This is a genomic window from Kiloniella sp., from assembly GCF_965205715.1.
Lineage (GTDB): Bacteria > Pseudomonadota > Alphaproteobacteria > Kiloniellales > Kiloniellaceae > Kiloniella.
The window spans coordinates 1,048,428-1,064,249 of record NZ_CBDBHW010000013.1 but is presented as its reverse complement, the minus strand read 5'-3'; the positions used below and the strand labels follow the sequence as shown (position 1 = coordinate 1,064,249).

Sequence of the window (15,822 nt, the reverse complement as noted above, 5' to 3'; positions counted from 1 at the left end):
TATCAACTCACAGCAGCTTGTAACTAACACCAAATTAAGCCTTGGCCGGTGGATCTGATTATCAAACGGGCACGCCCTTTTTAATGATCAGATCCACCGGCCAAGGTGGTTGTCGCAACCGGCCAAGGTTATTGTCGCTGAACATCAGGTTTTAATTCAGCTGCCTTATCCAGCGCTTCACTCCCTGTCTTTGCCTCCCCGATAACTTCGATATTTTCATACATTTCCAAGCACGAACGAAGCCCATCCCGAACCAAGGGATGATCATCCGCCAACAAAATTCGAATTATTGAATCTCCGCGTTTCATGTCCTAAATTTCACCACCTGAACGTAGAATGCCTTTGGGAAGTATCGCCATTATGGATGTTCCTTTTGGTGACGAAGTCACCCTTAACTCCCCACCATGATGCTCTAAACGTTCTTGCATATTTCTAAGCCCTATTCCGGCAAGCGGGTCTTTTTTGACATTGAAGTGGTGAAGATCAAAACCGGCTCCGTTATCACTAATAGATAACGTAACAATCCCTTTTGCTGCAGAGAGTTCCAGATTAACACGATCTGCACCAGAGTGCCGTTCAATATTTGTTAAAGCCTCCTGGGCAACCCGATAGAGAGTTGTCTTGGCATCCTTTGGCAGCAAGTTTTTAAAGGTAACCGTACGGATTTTTACCTTAATATCTGTCCTCTCGGAGAACTCATGCGCCAAACTTTCCAATGCTGGTGACAGGCCTAAATCATCCAAAATACTGGGGCGTAAATCACGAGAGATACGCCTGACTTCGTTAATTGCAATATTGAGGGCACTTGCCCCTTTCCCAATCGCCTTGGCAACATCTTCAGTGTCACTCTCCGACTTCTGAGCCTTACTTAACGCCATTTCATGGGCATACTTGATAGATACAAGTATTTGGCTAATGCCATCATGCAGTTCACGCGCGACCCGTCCGCGCTCTTCTTCTTGCGTTTCGATTATTCTTTGCGTCAACTCTTTGAGCTTTACATCCGCCAAGCGTCTCTCATGCAGATTGATGGCAATCCCCGTGACAAAAACAACACCCAACGAAGTGAAAGTTATAATGAGGATAAGTATTGAAGTCTGCGATATGCGGTCTTCAACTTCGTGTTCATAGGCTTCTACCTGAGAGATAACATCATCGATATAGAGGCCAGTGCCCAGCATCCAGTTCCATTTATCCAGTGAAACCGCATAACTGATTTTATCCGCGATCTCACCGGTAGAAGGCTTCCCCCATAAATAACGGTGAAATCCACCACCTTCCTGAGCCCTGGAAATCAAATTTTGAATAACAAGATTACCGGTCGTGTCTTTCAGTTCCCACCAATTCTTCCCGATCAATTCAGGCTGTTTGGGATGAACAAGGTTAGTGCCCTCATAGTCATACACAAAAAAATAGCCATCAGTACCATAAGTCAACGTTTTTAGAATCTCTTTGACCTGTTCTTTCGCACTTTGACTTTTAGAATTTGCCGGATCATAGATGTGGCCAATCGATGTTTGCGCAAGGCTGAGGTAATTAAGCAGCTCCAGTTTCTTCGCGTTCAACATATTGCGCTCAAAGGCAGCAATTTCTTGCTTGGCTAGACTTTGCGCCTGATAGGTAACGAGAAATGAGATTGCAGATATGGCTATGATCAGAGGAACGGTGGCAAGCAATAATACTTTTTGCTTTAAATTCATAAGCTTGTAATTCCGTTCATCTACTGTAATTTAGGCGTTCAATATGATTTCTGTGGCGACTATATCATGCTCTCCAAGGCTTTTCTCTCAGTATTAGTTGGTATTGACCGTCCCCATAAAACATGACCAACTACCAACTGCTGCGAATATTATTCTTGGGCTAATGTTGATAGACAGTGCCCATTACGTTCAGGGCATAGGTTGATAAGCCGTCAAAGAAACGGTGTGCCCTAAGGAATAAGCCGCATGGAATAGACCGTCCATAACCTAAATGGAGCGACCTTTGAGAGATTGTAATATTGTTTGAAAAATTTGTGGGAATATCGACAATAGAGCAATCACCATTTTCCATTAGCTTGTTGTTTTACAACAAACACTTCTTCGTCAATAAATTCAAAAAGTCCTAAATTCAGGATATCAATACAGGGAGACAATTCTTATGAATCGTAGAAAGTTTCTAACGGGTACAGCCACGGCTGTTGCCGCGGGTGCGGCGTCAGCTACTCTAAGCGCCCCAGCGATTGCACAAGGCAAACGTGATCTTAAAATGGTGACCACCTGGCCTAAAAACTTCCCAGGTCTGGGTACTGGTGCTCAGCGCGTAGCTGATCGCATCACCGAGGCCAGTGGCGGCAAACTTAACGTTAAGCTTTACGCTGCGGGTGAACTGGTTCCACCTTTCGAATCATTTGATGCCGTATCAAACGGTACTGCCGACATGTACCACGCTGCCGAATACTACTGGCAGGGCAAACACAAGGCGTTCAACTTCTTCACAGCTGTTCCTTTCGGCTTCACAGCCAACGAACTCGACGCATGGGTTCACTACGGCGGCGGCCAGGAGCTTTGGGACAAACTCTCTGCTCAGTACAACCTGAAATCCTTCATGGCGGGTAACACCGGCGTGCAGATGGGTGGTTGGTACAACAAAGAAATCAACACACTGGAAGATTTCAAAGGTCTGAAAATCCGTATGCCAGGTCTTGGTGGTGAAGTGCTGCGTCGTATTGGTGCAGCTGCTGTTACCCTGCCGGGCGGTGAGATCTTCCCATCACTCGAATCAGGTGCAATCGATGCGACTGAGTGGGTTGGTCCCTGGAACGATCTGGCGTTTGGTTTCTACAAAGTCACAAAATACTACTACCAGCCAGGTTTCCATGAGCCAGGTTCAGGCCTTGCTTGTGGCATGAACAAAGACGTTTGGGAAAGCTTCTCTCCGGATGAGCAGGCTCTGGTTCAGTCCGCTTGTGCTGCAGAAAACAACATGATGCTTTCCGAGTACAACGCCAAAAACGGTGACTCCCTCGACGTTCTGCTCAACAAGCACAACGTTGAACTGCGCTCTTTCTCTCAAGACATCATGGATGCTCTTGGGGCGAAATCGGAAGAAGTTGTTGCTGAAGTTGGTCAGACTGACGACATTTCCAAGGAAATCTACAACAGCTACACCGATTTCCGTCGCAAGGTTGCCCGTTGGACCACGCTTTCAGAGTCCGACTACACAGCCGCACGTGGTGCAGCGCTTAAAATCTAATCATTACCTCCGTAGTGATTTAAATGCGAAAGGGGCTGGCTCTGTGCTAGCCTCTTTTCGTAACATATAATCAATAATAACTAATCGATAGGGAGACTACTGTGGCAGGGTTTCTTTCCCTCGCAAAAGCCATCGATAGTCTGAATAATAAAATAGGGCACAGCGTAGCCTGGCTCGCCCTCTTTATGGTTCTGGTTCAGTTCGTCGTGGTTCTGTTGCGATATGTTTTTGGCATTGGTTCCATCTTCATGCAGGAATCAATTATCTATATGCATGGTTTCCTCTTTATGCTTGGCGCAGGCTATACCTTGCTCCACGGCGGTCACGTTCGCGTTGATATCTTCTATGGTGCGGCCAGTGAAAGAAAGCAGGCCATCGTTGATTTCTTTGGCGTGATTTTCCTACTGTTCCCCGTGTTAACTCTCATTATGATTTACGCTCTACCCTATGTGGCGAGCTCCTGGGAGATCTTGGAATCTTCCAAGGAAACCAGCGGTATTCCCGCGGTTTACATTCTCAAAAGCTCAATCATCGTCTTTTGTGTCCTAATGGGAATTCAAGGGCTTTCCATGGCCATTCATTCACTTGCCATTATCAAGGGCATCGAACACAAGGCCGCCGACGACGGTCCGGGGGCAATCTAAAATGCATTTAGCTGAAACTCTTGACCTCCTCATGTTTGGGGCGGCCTGCCTGTTTTTGATGGCTGGCTTTCCTGTCGCTTTCACCCTCGCCGGTGTTGCGATCGTCTTTGCCCTGATTGGCTATAACCTCGGGGTGTTTGATCTCTCTTTCTTTGGCGCGCTGCCTTCTCGTATCTACGGCAACGCCATGACCAACGAAATCCTGATCGCGGTGCCGCTGTTTGTCTTTATGGGTGTGATGCTCGAGAAATCAAAAGTCGCGGAGGAACTTCTCGATACCATGGGCCAGTTGTTTGGCTCCGTCCGGGGCGGCCTTGGTATCTCTGTGACCATCGTGGGCGCCCTGCTCGCGGCCTCAACGGGTATTGTCGGTGCAACTGTTGTTACCATGGGCCTGCTTTCGCTCCCAACCATGCTGCGTCGCGGTTACGACCCATCCCTGGCTTGTGGGTCGATCTGTGCATCTGGAACCCTCGGACAGATTATTCCGCCGTCTATCGTGCTGGTTATTCTGGGAGACCAGATCTCCAACGCCTATTCCGATGCCCAGCGGGCAATTGGCAACTGGTCTCCGGACCCGGTCTCCGTTGGTGATCTTTTTGCCGGGGCCCTTATTCCCGGCCTGATGCTGGTGTTTATGTACATGGGCTATCAGCTCCTGGTCGCCATCATCAAACCGGAAAGCTCCCCGCCGATCCCACGCGACGAAGGTCAGACAAGTACCGGTGATTTTATCAGTAAAATCCTGCACGCTCTTGTGCCACCCGTTGCGTTGATCGTCTCCGTTCTGGGATCAATCCTGACCGGGATCGCTACGCCGACAGAAGCAGCTGCGGTTGGCGCCATTGGTTCCTTGTTACTTGCGGGCATGCGTACGCAAGAGCTGGGCATGTTGGAAAAATCCGATCGCAAGTCTCCATTCGATTTTATGGATTTTGGCAGCCGTCGTCCGACCATCGTCGCCACGCTCTGCCTATTGTTCATGCTGGTTCTGATTTCGTTCTTTGATCTCAGGGTATCCAGAAACGAAATTCCAACGGTTGATATGATTGCCATTGGCGCAGCTGTGATCGCCTCTATCGGTCTGACCTGGGGCATCCTGGTTTCTATCGGCCGGGTTTGGCGCACCGATATTCTGCGCCCGATCATGCGGTCAACCATGGAAATCTCCTCCATGGTGTTTGTGATCCTGATCGGTGCTTCGGTGTTCTCTCTGGTTTTCCGGGGGCTTGGCGGTGATGAAATGGTTGAAGAGTTCCTGCTCAATATGCCGGGCGGAAATACGGGCGCATTGATCACCGTGATGCTGGTGATGTTTGTCCTCGGCTTCTTCCTCGACTTTATCGAGATCACCTTTGTGGTGGTGCCGATTGTAGCGCCGATCCTCTTAATGAGTGATATCAGCCCGGTGTGGCTCGGTGTGATGATGGCGATGAACCTGCAGACCTCGTTCCTGACCCCTCCTTTTGGTTTTGCCCTGTTCTACTTACGCGGGGTCGCGCCAAAGGAAGTGACCACTATGCAGATCTACAAAGGGGTTATTCCCTTTGTGTTTATTCAGATCATCGCACTGTGTATCCTTGCGCTGTTCCCTGAACTCGCAACATGGCTGCCGAAAGTTATCTTTGGATAGCCCGGTAACACTGTAGTCAGGGTGACCTGCCTCTCATAGAAAAGCCGTCGGGGATAACCGCCCGACGGCTTTTTTACTTAGGCAATAATGAGAAGGGCGAGATAAGGAACCAGATTAAAAATAATCACAAAAATTTTGAACAGCCCCAGAAATGAATAGATCGCAATATCGAAAGTCTCCCGGGATATGGGAACAAATTTACTTTGCAGCCGGAATACAAAATCGGGAGCAATTCTGATCATCAGCGCCCAAAAACAAAGAAGGCCCACATTGAGAATGGTGCACCACATGAAAAATGACGTCAGGGTATAAATATCCATTAGAAATCTCCATCACTTGTGAACTTATATATGTGCTCAAAATGTGGATAATACTATAGACCAGTCAGTCGGTCTTACATGACAAAGCGATTCAGGTGCTTGGCAATACCCTGTTGTAACTGACGATCAATCTCGATCATGAGATCTTCGGTTAGCTTAAACCAGACTTTCTCGCGTTCTCTTAACTTGATATTCTCAGCAACGGTAACACTTCGCTCTGCCCGTGCCAGCACGGAGGCTTCTTTAAAACCCTGATCATTTAAAACCTGAAGTTCAACCTCGAGAACACCGTTATAACGCTCGGACTGATCATAGGTAAAAAGCCCGGTTAGACCTTTTTGTTTCTCAAGTTTGCTTTCAATAACTGCCGCATCTCTGATGACAAAATTGAGGACGTTTTGGTTGCCTTCTGCCTGAAGCCGATCTCGAGCCCACTGCATAGAAGCCTGAGCTGGAGAAACATCAAAGAGGTGCTCTATGTTCGGGCTTTGTGACGGGCTCACATAGACCTGATCAACGATGATATCTCGGACCAGGAGTTGGTAAGCAGAAAGGTGTGCATAGGTAAGCTGGGCATGTTCATAAGTGGTCGGAACCGTTTTACAGCCGGCCATAGCCGTCGCCGCTACCGCAAGCCCACTTAAAACAAATGCTCTTCTACTCAACATAACACCAACCCCACTCTTTATATCAGAAAACTCTTACGTCAGATTGTCGTCAGTAGAGAAAAAATATGGCGTGAAGAAGGCCCCTAGCCCTCTTCCTGATCTTCCGCGTACAATTTAGCTATGTCATCATCATCGAAGGTATATGTACGGCTGCAGAACTCACATTTTGCATCAATGACATTGTTTACCTTGTAGCCCTCAATCTCATCGGGAGATACCGTCTTAATCACTCCCGCGAGTTTTTCTCGCGAGCAACGACAGCCTTCGGTGACTTCGCGCTGGTCGTAGACACGCACCTGCTCTTCATGGAAGAGGCGATAAAGTAAATCCGTTACAGGAAGATCAAGGTCAAGTAGCTCTTCTTCAGTACAACTGGCCATCAAAATCATGGAACGTTGCCAGTCTTCCTTGAGCTCAGCTTCATCCTTAGCCACTTTATTATTTGTACCACCGTCACTTGGCATATGTTGTAGAATTAAACCACCCGAATGCCAGTGGCCATCTTTTGTCGTCGTTTTAACCAGCACACCGGTGTTAATCTGCTCAGATTGTTTGAAATATTTTTGCATACATTCTGACAAGCTATCACCATCCAGCTCGACAATGCCCTGATAACGTTCCATGTCAGCGCCTTGATCGACGGTAAAAGCGATATAGCCCTTACCGGTAAGGTCCGTAAGCTTAAGGGTCGAGTGATCTTTGGTATTTTCCAGAAGGCTTGTCAGACGCTCTTCATTAATCCCGGCATAACCACGAAGAACTCCTTCAGAAGTCATGTCGCTGACCAACATATTGATCGGGCCGTCACTTTTACTCTGGAGCGTAAAGCATCCTTCAAATTTCATCAAAGAGGAGAGCACCCCTGTCAGAGCCAAGAGCTCCCCGAGTAATTCGTTGACGATCTGCGGGTAGTCATGCCGTTTTATTATCGCATCAATAGAAGGCCCCATGCGAACAAGACGCCCACGTATTCCGCTCGCCTCTAACATGAAAGGCTGAATCAAATCATCCTCAAGATGAAGCTTGGGCATATTGTCCGTTTGCTCCAACGCGTCAGATCTTTCGAATTTATCCCCGGGGGTGTTACTCATTATTTTCTCTCCAGAGCCCGACTAAAGGTTGCTCATACACCAATACAAGATACCCTTTTGGGCGTGTAATCTATTTTCCGCTTCGTCAAAGACGACGGATTGAGGTCCGTCGATCACAGCCGAGACGACTTCCTCTTCCCGGTGCGCAGGCAGGCAATGCATAAAGAGTGCATCTTCCTTTGCCAACCCCATAACACGTTCATCAACCTGATATGGCTTCAAAAGATTATGTCGATTGGCTGCATCCTTGTCACCCATGGAGACCCAGGTATCAGCAACGATACAGTCGCTCCCACGGGCCCCTTCATCAATGGAACGCGTTACAGAGATATTACCACCCTCAGATCTGGCCCAGTCCAACACAGCCTGATTTGGCGCAAGTTCCTCTGGCGTTGCCAGTTTGAGCTCAAAATCAAAACGGGTCGCAGCGTGGATCCATGACGTGGCAACGTTATTGCCATCCCCACACCAGGTGACGGTTTTACCAGCTATGGATCCGCGGTGCTCTTCGTAGGTCATAACGTCAGCCATAAGCTGGCAGGGATGTGATTCGTCTGTTAGGCCATTAATGACAGGGACCGTCGCATATTCTGCGAGTTCGTGCAGGATCTCTTCAGAAGAGGTTCTGATCATAATCGCATCAACGAACCGCGAAAGTACACGCGCGGTATCCGCGATTGATTCGCCGTGCCCCATTTGGGAACTACTGGGATCGAGAAGAACCGCATTACCACCAAGCTGGGATATACCAACCTCAAAAGAGACTCGCGTTCTGGTCGACGGTTTTTCAAAAATCATCGCGAGGGATTTTCCCTCTAACGGACGACCGGATATTTCGCCTGATTTAAGCTGTGAGCCATAGCCCAGTATAGTCCGAAGTTCTTGGGTGCTGAACCTGTTCAAATCTAAAAAATGTTTTGTCATTGTTTCATACCTTAGGACGGCGCCTCTTTTAGGGCTGCCTGTTTGGGATGCCTGTTTAGGGGCAGCCCGATGCTAAGTAATCTTAAAGTTAGGCCGCCTGGGCCATATCTTTACTCACGCTTTCCAACGTTGCGATCGCTTCATCGACATGAGATCGCTCGATGTTCAAAGGCGGTAACAGTCGGATCACGTTGTCAGCGGCACCAACACTCAACAGACCGCCTTCACGCATTGCTGCGATTACATCGGTATTCGTCACCCGGCACTTAAGACCAAGCATAAGACCTGACCCACGGACCTCTTCAAACACCGCAGGATATCTGGCGACAAGCTCTTCAAGCTTATTACGGGCATAATCTGCAATCTCGACCACTTGGTCCATGAAGCCATCTTCGAGCAATACGTCTAAAACAGCATTACCAATGGCCATGGCCAAGGGATTACCGCCATAAGTACTACCATGTGTTCCTGGCACCATACCAGCCGCAGCCTTGTCCGTGGCCAGAAATGCGCCCAGTGGGAAACCACCACCGATGCCTTTTGCCGTGGCAAGAACATCTGGCTCAATCTCGGCCCATTCATGCGCAAACAGCTTACCGGTACGGCCATTACCACATTGAACTTCATCAAGAATCAAGAGAAGACCAAACTCATCACAAACCGCCCGAAGCCCTTTTAAGAAGTCGAGGGACGCCGCACGGATACCGCCTTCGCCCTGAATTGGCTCTACCAGTATCGCCGCAGTTTCATCGCTGATCGCTGCACGAAGTTCGTTCAGATTGCCAAAAGCGACATGGTCAAAACCTGGTGTCTGAGGGCCAAAACCATCGAGGTGTTTCACATTCCCCGCGGCCGAAAGCGCCGTCATGGTCCGGCCATGAAAGGCATTGTCACAGGTAATAATGCGATGCTTTTGCGGCTGGCCGTGATGGCTGTGATATTTACGAGCGAGTTTAATCGCCCCTTCCATGGCTTCGGTGCCTGAGTTGGTGAAGAACACCTTGTCCGCAAAAGAATTCGCGACCAGGCGTTCTGCCAACTGTTCCCCACCAGAAATCCGGTAAAGGTTGGAAATGTGCCAAAGTTTACGACCTTGCTCTTCCAAAGCGGCGACAAGCTTTGGGTGACTGTGACCAAGAGAGTTAACGGCAATGCCACCGGCAAAATCGAGATATCGTCGGTTTTCAGCAGTAAATAAATAAGGACCTTCGCCCCGCTCAAAAGCGAGGTCGATACGTGCGTAGGTGGGCATTACTGCGTCACTCATTGGGTATCTCTCTTATATATCTGCTGAAAAAACAAAACCCGGGATGACATGACTGTCACCCCGGAGCAGCGTATTAACCCAATAACTCAACCTACTGTCAACCTGAAGAAGCCGGGAAAATGCGCTTTTTCCCCAAAAAAATCGTCAAAAACCACATCAAGGGTTTAATTGTGTACCCTTGTGACACCAAAAGGCTTAAAACGCCTTCGGCACCGGGGAGGTGAAGCGCATCTATAGCCACAAAACTATTGCCCTTAAGCAGTGAGTGTTGCATGCGCGCAACCATACCGTAATTGCGATGAGTAATAAGACTGGCGACATAACGTTCGGCAAAATCACCGGAGATCAACGTGTAATCTTTCAACATCTGCTGATACATCTCACCGGTATTCTGTAGAAGATATAATCCCAATCTCTTCTCGAACTTTTCCTCTACTGACGCGATATCAGAAGGCAAAGTGTCCAGCAGCGCAATTTGTTCCTGTTCGTTGGCGCCATCGAGGGCAGCAAGTTGCTGTTCAACCGTTTCCAATGCGATAACAGCAATACCCTTTTGTTGCGCGATGTCTTGCAAGTTTTGATTTAGGGTACGGATCCCAAGTGAGATCCTTGACGCCTCTGAGGGAGGAAATGAAAAAACAACTCCCGCGGCCCAGGGCTTTAAGACTTTCATCTGCCGAGCAAGGTAACCGTATTCATAACCAAGGACTTTAATTTTCTCAAAAGTTTCAGGTGAGACCAACTCATCAAGGCGGCGGTTATCCTGATACACCATCGCGGCAAAGAGCTTTTGTTTGATGGAATCGTCGTCGATTACGTCCACCAGTAGGCTATCTGATGACGCCAAAAATTTGACCGCTCCTTCACCAAGATCGACAACACGTCTCTCACTACTGTTCATCGTTCCGAAAATAACGCTTGGCTGCAGGCCGTCTTTCGTTACTTGCCATAGAACGCCTTGTCCGTAAGGAAGTTCTGCCGAACGCGCATTTTGTCCAAATACTACAAGAACAAAAAACAATGCCAAAAGAGGCAAGATAGTTATGTAGATATTGCGGGTAAACTCTAACCCAAATCGGTTAGACAACTTGCTACTCATAGAGCACTTCCTGATCTCACGGTTTCATTCGTGAGATCATTCTGGCAGAGTTTCTCCGGGGCAAAAACTGCTTTTCTCATCGGGCTGGCAATCCATTCGAGAAACGGTGTAGCCCCGTTGGACAAGAATGTTGAGAATCCCTTTCTCTCCCGGAAGGTGCAAAGCCCCGACAGCCGTAAAAGATTTCCCCCGAATCAACCCTGGTGTCATTCCATTCACCATATTGAGATTGCGTTTATCCAACATCGCAACCTTCTCAATATCATAAATTTCAGTTGGTTCGTCTTTTAGATCTTCTTCCAGTTTCAGATACATTTTCTCAGTATCCCTATCAAGGTAGGTCTGAATTCCTTCCTCTCTTCTTGCTTTGGTATCTTCGATGACTTCGGTACTGGCAAGTGCTCGCTCGATTGCTGCAAGATATATCTTTGCAGGTCGATCATTAATTAGAATTGCACGCTCTCTGACTTCTTCCAAAGCTTTCACTTTGACATAATTTTCAAAGGCCATGTCTTCGAGTTGAGAATCCAGAACAGGCTCATAATCGTCCTCTTCCTCTTTGTCTTTTCCTCGGTACCAAGGCGCACCGTTCATCAATTCATAGACGTACCAAAGCTCAAACTCTTTTAACTGAGCTTCTTTGACATCAGCAAGTTTTGCGACTTCGAGCGCCTTTTTATAAAGCTCCTCAGAGAGATCTTCATCCAGAGTTCTGCCATCATCTCTGTACCTTACATTAAGGTATTCTCGATACTCTCTATAGGTATCGACAATTTCACCGTAGAAAACCTTTGATTCAATAAGGTAAGGTTCCACCTCGTCTTTCATCTTCAGGACACGTTTATCCGAGACGTGCATCGTACCCAGAAGGTAACTCGGTTTACGGTCACCTTTTTCTAATTTCCAAAAAAGACCTTTACCAAAAGGAACTTCATCCGCGATCACTGGTCCAGAAATGAACAGGAGAAGACATAACAACATCCCCGAGCGTAATTTTCGTAGAACAAGATCTGCCATGAATTATCCTCATCTATTATAAGAACGGGATTTACTCAACCGCTCAAGGGATGTCTGAGGATTTTAAAAAACATTCCCTTAAAAAGGGTAAACGTCAATCAAGGCGGGTAATTGTATACCCTCTATCCGCAAGGATTTTCAGGAGCCCCTTTTCACCAGGTAGATGTAAGGCTCCAACAGCTGTGAAAGAGTTACCCCGCACCAATCCACGGGCCATACCATTGGCCATATTGAGGTTTCTTTTATTCAAAAGGCGTCTCACCCAAATGTCATACATTTCAGGAGGTTCGTCCTTTAAATCCTCGAGAAGAGAATTATAAAAAGCATTGGTGTCCCTTTCGGTATACCACTGGATATACTGCTCCATTTTTTCCAGGGAGTTTTCGACCGCATCAGGATTTTTCAGTGCTCGAACTATGGCGTCATAATAAATTTTTCGCTTCCGCTCCCTAAATACCGCTAATTGTTCACGAACTGTTTCAAGACCTTTGACCTCAACAGAATTCTCTTTCGCGAGCTGGCCGAGCTGAAAATCTAACGGGATTTCAAAGCTGTCCAAATCTTCTTGACCCGGATCGCTCGGCATAGATTTTACGATAGGATATACGGCCCATAATTCCAGCTGTTTTAAATGCCGTTCTTCTACCTTATGCGCCTTACTGATTTCCCTGATCTTTTCGTAGATTTCTGTTGGCAAAACTTCATCCAGTGTACGGCCATCATCCCGAAGGCGTGCATTATAAGCTTCACGCATCTCCCGTTGAGTTAAATCAATTTCAAGGTAGAGCACGCTTGCTTTGATCAGGTAGGGCTCTACTTCATCTTTAATCTTGAGCACACGTTTGTCTGCAACATGCATGGTTCCAAGGATATAACTCGGTTCTCGGCCCTCTCTTTCAAGTTTCCAAAACAAACCATGGCCATTGAGGATATCCTCCTCAGCTATGGATGAATTGATAAAAGAGAACGGACTCAGCACCATAGCCAAGCAGATAATAGAGAAAAATTTTAAGGAAACACTTTTGCTTTTGGAATTACAAAGCACAGGAGAAAATGACCATCTCATAGACTATCCTTTACATGGATGATCTTTAAGGCGGACCATCCTTTAATGGTGTCAGTACTTGATCAGGCCTTTATTTTGTATCCTCTGGACATCAATGTCCAGCCACAGATAAAAACAGCCGCTGCAATCCCAAGCAAAGCTGCGCCATGCCAAAGTGCGGCATCGCTGTCACCAAACCCTGTTATGGCATAGCGAAATCCACTAATGATCCAGAACATGGGATTGGCTTCGAATAACCATTGCCAATTAACCGGAATACTTTCCAAAGTGAAGAATGTTCCCGATAGGAGCCCAAGTGGTAAAACAAGAAAGTTATCGACCAGAGAAAACTGATCCCACTTGTCAGACCATAGACCAACAATGACACCAATCATCGCAAAGAGAAAAGCTGCCGTAATGGCAAAAAAGACGGCTATCCAAAAACTAAACAACATCCCGCCGGTGAAGATCGTCATCGCCGCCATGATAAGAACAGCCGCGGCAAGTCCGTTGGCAACTGCTGCCAATCCATAACCCAGCAACAATTCCAGCGGAGAAAGTGGCGCCATGAGGACGTCTGTAATCACCCCTTCTTGCTTGTCGATGATCAGCATAAAACAAACATTTTGAAAGGATATCTGGCAGAGGACAAAAACCACCAAACCCGGTGCAATAAATTGTAAGGCACTCAAACCTGCAACCATTTCATCACCGGCATCGAGCGCCAGCGTGAATACAGTCATAAACAGCATCGTCGAGACCATTGGCCCCAATAAGGTTTCCACCCAAAATCGCATAAAGCGAACAACACCACGCCGATAGAAAAGTGTCCACAGACGTAATAACGCAATAATCCGCGGGCGCTCTATGGTTAAATCCGAGGCGATTTCTGGTGTTGTTTTTGCCATATAACTAGGCCTTCAACCTGTAGCCAATAGAAATCAAACGATGGACAACGAGCCAAAGCACCACGTTCACGATCGGCAGGAGTATGTGACCGATCATCACGTTGCCATCTGCATGTCCGATAAAGCCATAACGGAAGCCATCAATCATATAGAAAAACGGGTTGAAATGGGCAACGGCGATCCATGCTTCCGGCAAACGATCAATGGAATAGAAAGTTCCGGATAAAAACGACAGCGGCGTAATGATGAAGTTGGTTACAGCGGCGATATGATCATACTTTTGCGCCCAGATGCCACCGAGCATGCCAAGCAAAGAAAGCATCATGCAGGCGTTAATCGCAAACCATACTGCTGAAAGCGGATGGGCAACTGTAATTGGCAGGAAAAACATCATGGCAATAAACACGGTGAGGCCAACCATTAGACCACGGGTTATTCCGCCAGCAGCGATTGCCAACGCCATTTCCCAAGGTGCCAGTGGAGGCATCAGGATATCAACGATGTTGCCCTGAACCTTTGCGATCAGGATCGACGAGGATGTGTTGGCAAAAGAATTCTGGGTCATGGTCATCATCATCAGACCAGGCGCCAAAAAGGTAATGTAATCGACCCCGCCCACTGTTCGGTTGAGACCACCGAGAGCAAGGGCAAAGACGGCGAGAAACAATAAGGTCGTGATAACGGGCGCCATTAATGTCTGAGTGAACACATTTAAAAAGCGTTTCACTTCTCGACTATAAAGGGTCCAGAGTCCGAGGGTATTTACACGGCCAATGGCGCGCGGAGTAACCTGCATAATTTTTTGATCGATCAAAGCCATGCGACACATTTACGCAACCGAGTGTGAAGCTTCAAGGTCTAGATCAATAAAAGCGTCTTATTCTTGCCTTATTTTTTCAAGTTTTGGATTTTCGAAAGAAAAGGACAAGGATGAGAGATCACAATTTTATCGAAAGAAAGAAGCTCTTGAGCTCGGACTTTCGCTCTGCTGATATCCAGCGCCAGTCACAATTTTCGATAGCTCCTTCGAGCGCATAGAGATAATTGAGCGACAACCGGCTTTCATCGCTAAAGCGAAAATAAATCCGCCGGAAGGCTTCTTCAGTCCCCATAGCAACGAGATCTTCATGACACAATATGCCAACCTCCACCAATTGGGGAACGGTTTTGGGTCCCAAATTCTTGAGCTTAAGAAGCTCCACTCTTGGATCCGGCATCTCTGGCATCTGGTTCTTGTCGTTTCTCTTGTCTCAACTACGCTTAATGTATTTCTTGGTGGCAAAAATTCTCACATAAATCAAAAACTATTTGGCCCCATCGTGATCATCATGGCATTTATATAGACATGAGTGACACACCTTCATACGACAAAGAAAATCAGCCGAAACGAAAAGTTCCCCGCAAAGCAACAGCGAAGTACCTGGGCAATGTTGCTCGGTTTTACCTAGAGCGTTATGCAACGACCGAACAAGGCCTTCGGCAATACCTTATGCGTAAGGTCAACTTGTCGGCGAGAGAACACAATACGGACCCTCAAGAGGGTATTGTAATTATCGATGATCTGATCAAAAAGTTCCTTGAACTGAATTTTCTAAATGATGAACGTTATGCCGAAGGCCGTAGTGGCAGCTTACATCGCAAGGGTAAATCCCTGCGTGCTATCCGACAGGACCTTAAAATAAAAGGCGTCCCTGAAGACCTCATTGCCAAGGCCGTCGGCCTCATCCAGGACGAAAGCTCAAACCCGGACCTAGAAGCTGCGGTATCTTATGCCAGACGCCGGAGAATGGGTCCCTATCGTCTTGAAGAATCCCGGGAAGAACGCCGAGACCGCGACCTCGCTGCCCTGGGCAGACAGGGATTTTCCTATGCCATTGCTGAACGCGTAATCCTCGCCGATGACATTGAAGATCTCGAGAAGGAAGCGGGGATGGGATGACTTCCCTTAAATTGCCTTATTTCAAAGATATCG

17 protein-coding genes are annotated in these 15,822 nt (G+C 47.4%); 4 read left to right on the top strand and 13 right to left on the bottom strand.

Translation table 11 applies throughout. The features are described from left to right. Nucleotides 1–128 precede the first annotated feature (128 nt). Together ACOGW3_RS16450 and ACOGW3_RS16445 are read right to left on the bottom strand one after the other, a co-directional pair. A complete protein-coding gene (locus ACOGW3_RS16450) occupies nt 129–308 on the bottom strand; it encodes a response regulator transcription factor (RefSeq protein WP_419903974.1) in 180 nt (59 codons plus the stop codon). A gap of 3 nt (nt 309–311) precedes the next feature. Then, the gene (locus ACOGW3_RS16445) at nt 312–1,700 is read right to left on the bottom strand and encodes a cache domain-containing protein (protein ID WP_419903973.1); all 1,389 of its coding nucleotides are present in this window, start codon (nt 1,698–1,700) and stop codon (nt 312–314) included. 439 nt (nt 1,701–2,139) lie between these two features. On the opposite strand from ACOGW3_RS16445, the gene ACOGW3_RS16440 reads away from it, so the two are divergent. From ACOGW3_RS16440 to ACOGW3_RS16430, 3 genes are all read left to right on the top strand, one after another. Then, nucleotides 2,140–3,234: a TRAP transporter substrate-binding protein gene (locus ACOGW3_RS16440; RefSeq protein WP_419903972.1), complete on the top strand. Its 1,095-nt coding sequence runs from the start codon at nt 2,140–2,142 to the stop codon at nt 3,232–3,234. Between the two features lie 101 nt (nt 3,235–3,335). Next, nucleotides 3,336–3,878 (top strand): TRAP transporter small permease subunit, encoded by a 543-nt coding sequence (locus tag ACOGW3_RS16435; RefSeq protein WP_419903971.1) that lies wholly within the window; start codon nt 3,336–3,338, stop codon nt 3,876–3,878. Between the two features lies 1 nt (nt 3,879). After that, on the top strand, nt 3,880–5,511 hold the full coding sequence (locus tag ACOGW3_RS16430; RefSeq protein ID WP_419903970.1) for a TRAP transporter large permease: 1,632 nt from the start codon (nt 3,880–3,882) through the stop codon (nt 5,509–5,511). A gap of 77 nt (nt 5,512–5,588) precedes the next feature. Here the strand turns inward: ACOGW3_RS16430 and ACOGW3_RS16425 are convergent, their stop codons facing one another. From ACOGW3_RS16425 to ACOGW3_RS16375, 11 genes are all read right to left on the bottom strand, one after another. Next, a complete protein-coding gene (locus ACOGW3_RS16425; RefSeq protein ID WP_419903969.1) occupies nt 5,589–5,831 on the bottom strand; it encodes a DUF6868 family protein in 243 nt (80 codons plus the stop codon). Nucleotides 5,832–5,905: 74 nt separating this feature from the next. Beyond that, a complete protein-coding gene (locus tag ACOGW3_RS16420) occupies nt 5,906–6,499 on the bottom strand; it encodes a hypothetical protein (RefSeq protein ID WP_419903968.1) in 594 nt (197 codons plus the stop codon). 83 nt (nt 6,500–6,582) lie between these two features. After that, on the bottom strand, nt 6,583–7,590 hold the full coding sequence (locus ACOGW3_RS16415; protein ID WP_419903967.1) for an Hsp33 family molecular chaperone HslO: 1,008 nt from the start codon (nt 7,588–7,590) through the stop codon (nt 6,583–6,585). 21 nt (nt 7,591–7,611) lie between these two features. Beyond that, nucleotides 7,612–8,514: an ornithine carbamoyltransferase gene (gene argF, locus ACOGW3_RS16410; protein ID WP_419903966.1), complete on the bottom strand. Its 903-nt coding sequence runs from the start codon at nt 8,512–8,514 to the stop codon at nt 7,612–7,614. Nucleotides 8,515–8,602: 88 nt separating this feature from the next. Next, complete coding sequence (locus ACOGW3_RS16405) at nt 8,603–9,781, bottom strand: aspartate aminotransferase family protein (RefSeq protein ID WP_419903965.1); 1,179 nt, start codon at nt 9,779–9,781, stop codon at nt 8,603–8,605. Nucleotides 9,782–9,878: 97 nt separating this feature from the next. Then, the gene (locus ACOGW3_RS16400) at nt 9,879–10,880 is read right to left on the bottom strand and encodes a TraB/GumN family protein (protein ID WP_419903964.1); all 1,002 of its coding nucleotides are present in this window, start codon (nt 10,878–10,880) and stop codon (nt 9,879–9,881) included. A 36-nt stretch (nt 10,881–10,916) separates the two neighbouring features. Continuing rightward, a complete protein-coding gene (locus tag ACOGW3_RS16395) occupies nt 10,917–11,897 on the bottom strand; it encodes a TraB/GumN family protein (RefSeq protein WP_419903963.1) in 981 nt (326 codons plus the stop codon). A gap of 94 nt (nt 11,898–11,991) precedes the next feature. Beyond that, the gene (locus tag ACOGW3_RS16390; RefSeq protein ID WP_419903962.1) at nt 11,992–12,963 is read right to left on the bottom strand and encodes a TraB/GumN family protein; all 972 of its coding nucleotides are present in this window, start codon (nt 12,961–12,963) and stop codon (nt 11,992–11,994) included. Between the two features lie 62 nt (nt 12,964–13,025). Beyond that, the gene (locus ACOGW3_RS16385) at nt 13,026–13,850 is read right to left on the bottom strand and encodes an ABC transporter permease (protein ID WP_419903961.1); all 825 of its coding nucleotides are present in this window, start codon (nt 13,848–13,850) and stop codon (nt 13,026–13,028) included. A gap of 4 nt (nt 13,851–13,854) precedes the next feature. After that, nucleotides 13,855–14,679: an ABC transporter permease gene (locus ACOGW3_RS16380; RefSeq protein ID WP_419903960.1), complete on the bottom strand. Its 825-nt coding sequence runs from the start codon at nt 14,677–14,679 to the stop codon at nt 13,855–13,857. A gap of 109 nt (nt 14,680–14,788) precedes the next feature. After that, nucleotides 14,789–15,067, bottom strand: a complete 279-nt coding sequence (locus ACOGW3_RS16375) for a TfoX/Sxy family DNA transformation protein (protein ID WP_419903959.1) — start codon at nt 15,065–15,067, stop codon at nt 14,789–14,791. 128 nt (nt 15,068–15,195) lie between these two features. Here ACOGW3_RS16375 and ACOGW3_RS16370 point away from each other — a divergent pair, with 128 nt between their 5' ends. Continuing rightward, a complete protein-coding gene (locus ACOGW3_RS16370; protein ID WP_419903958.1) occupies nt 15,196–15,789 on the top strand; it encodes a regulatory protein RecX in 594 nt (197 codons plus the stop codon). Nucleotides 15,790–15,822 lie beyond the last annotated feature (33 nt).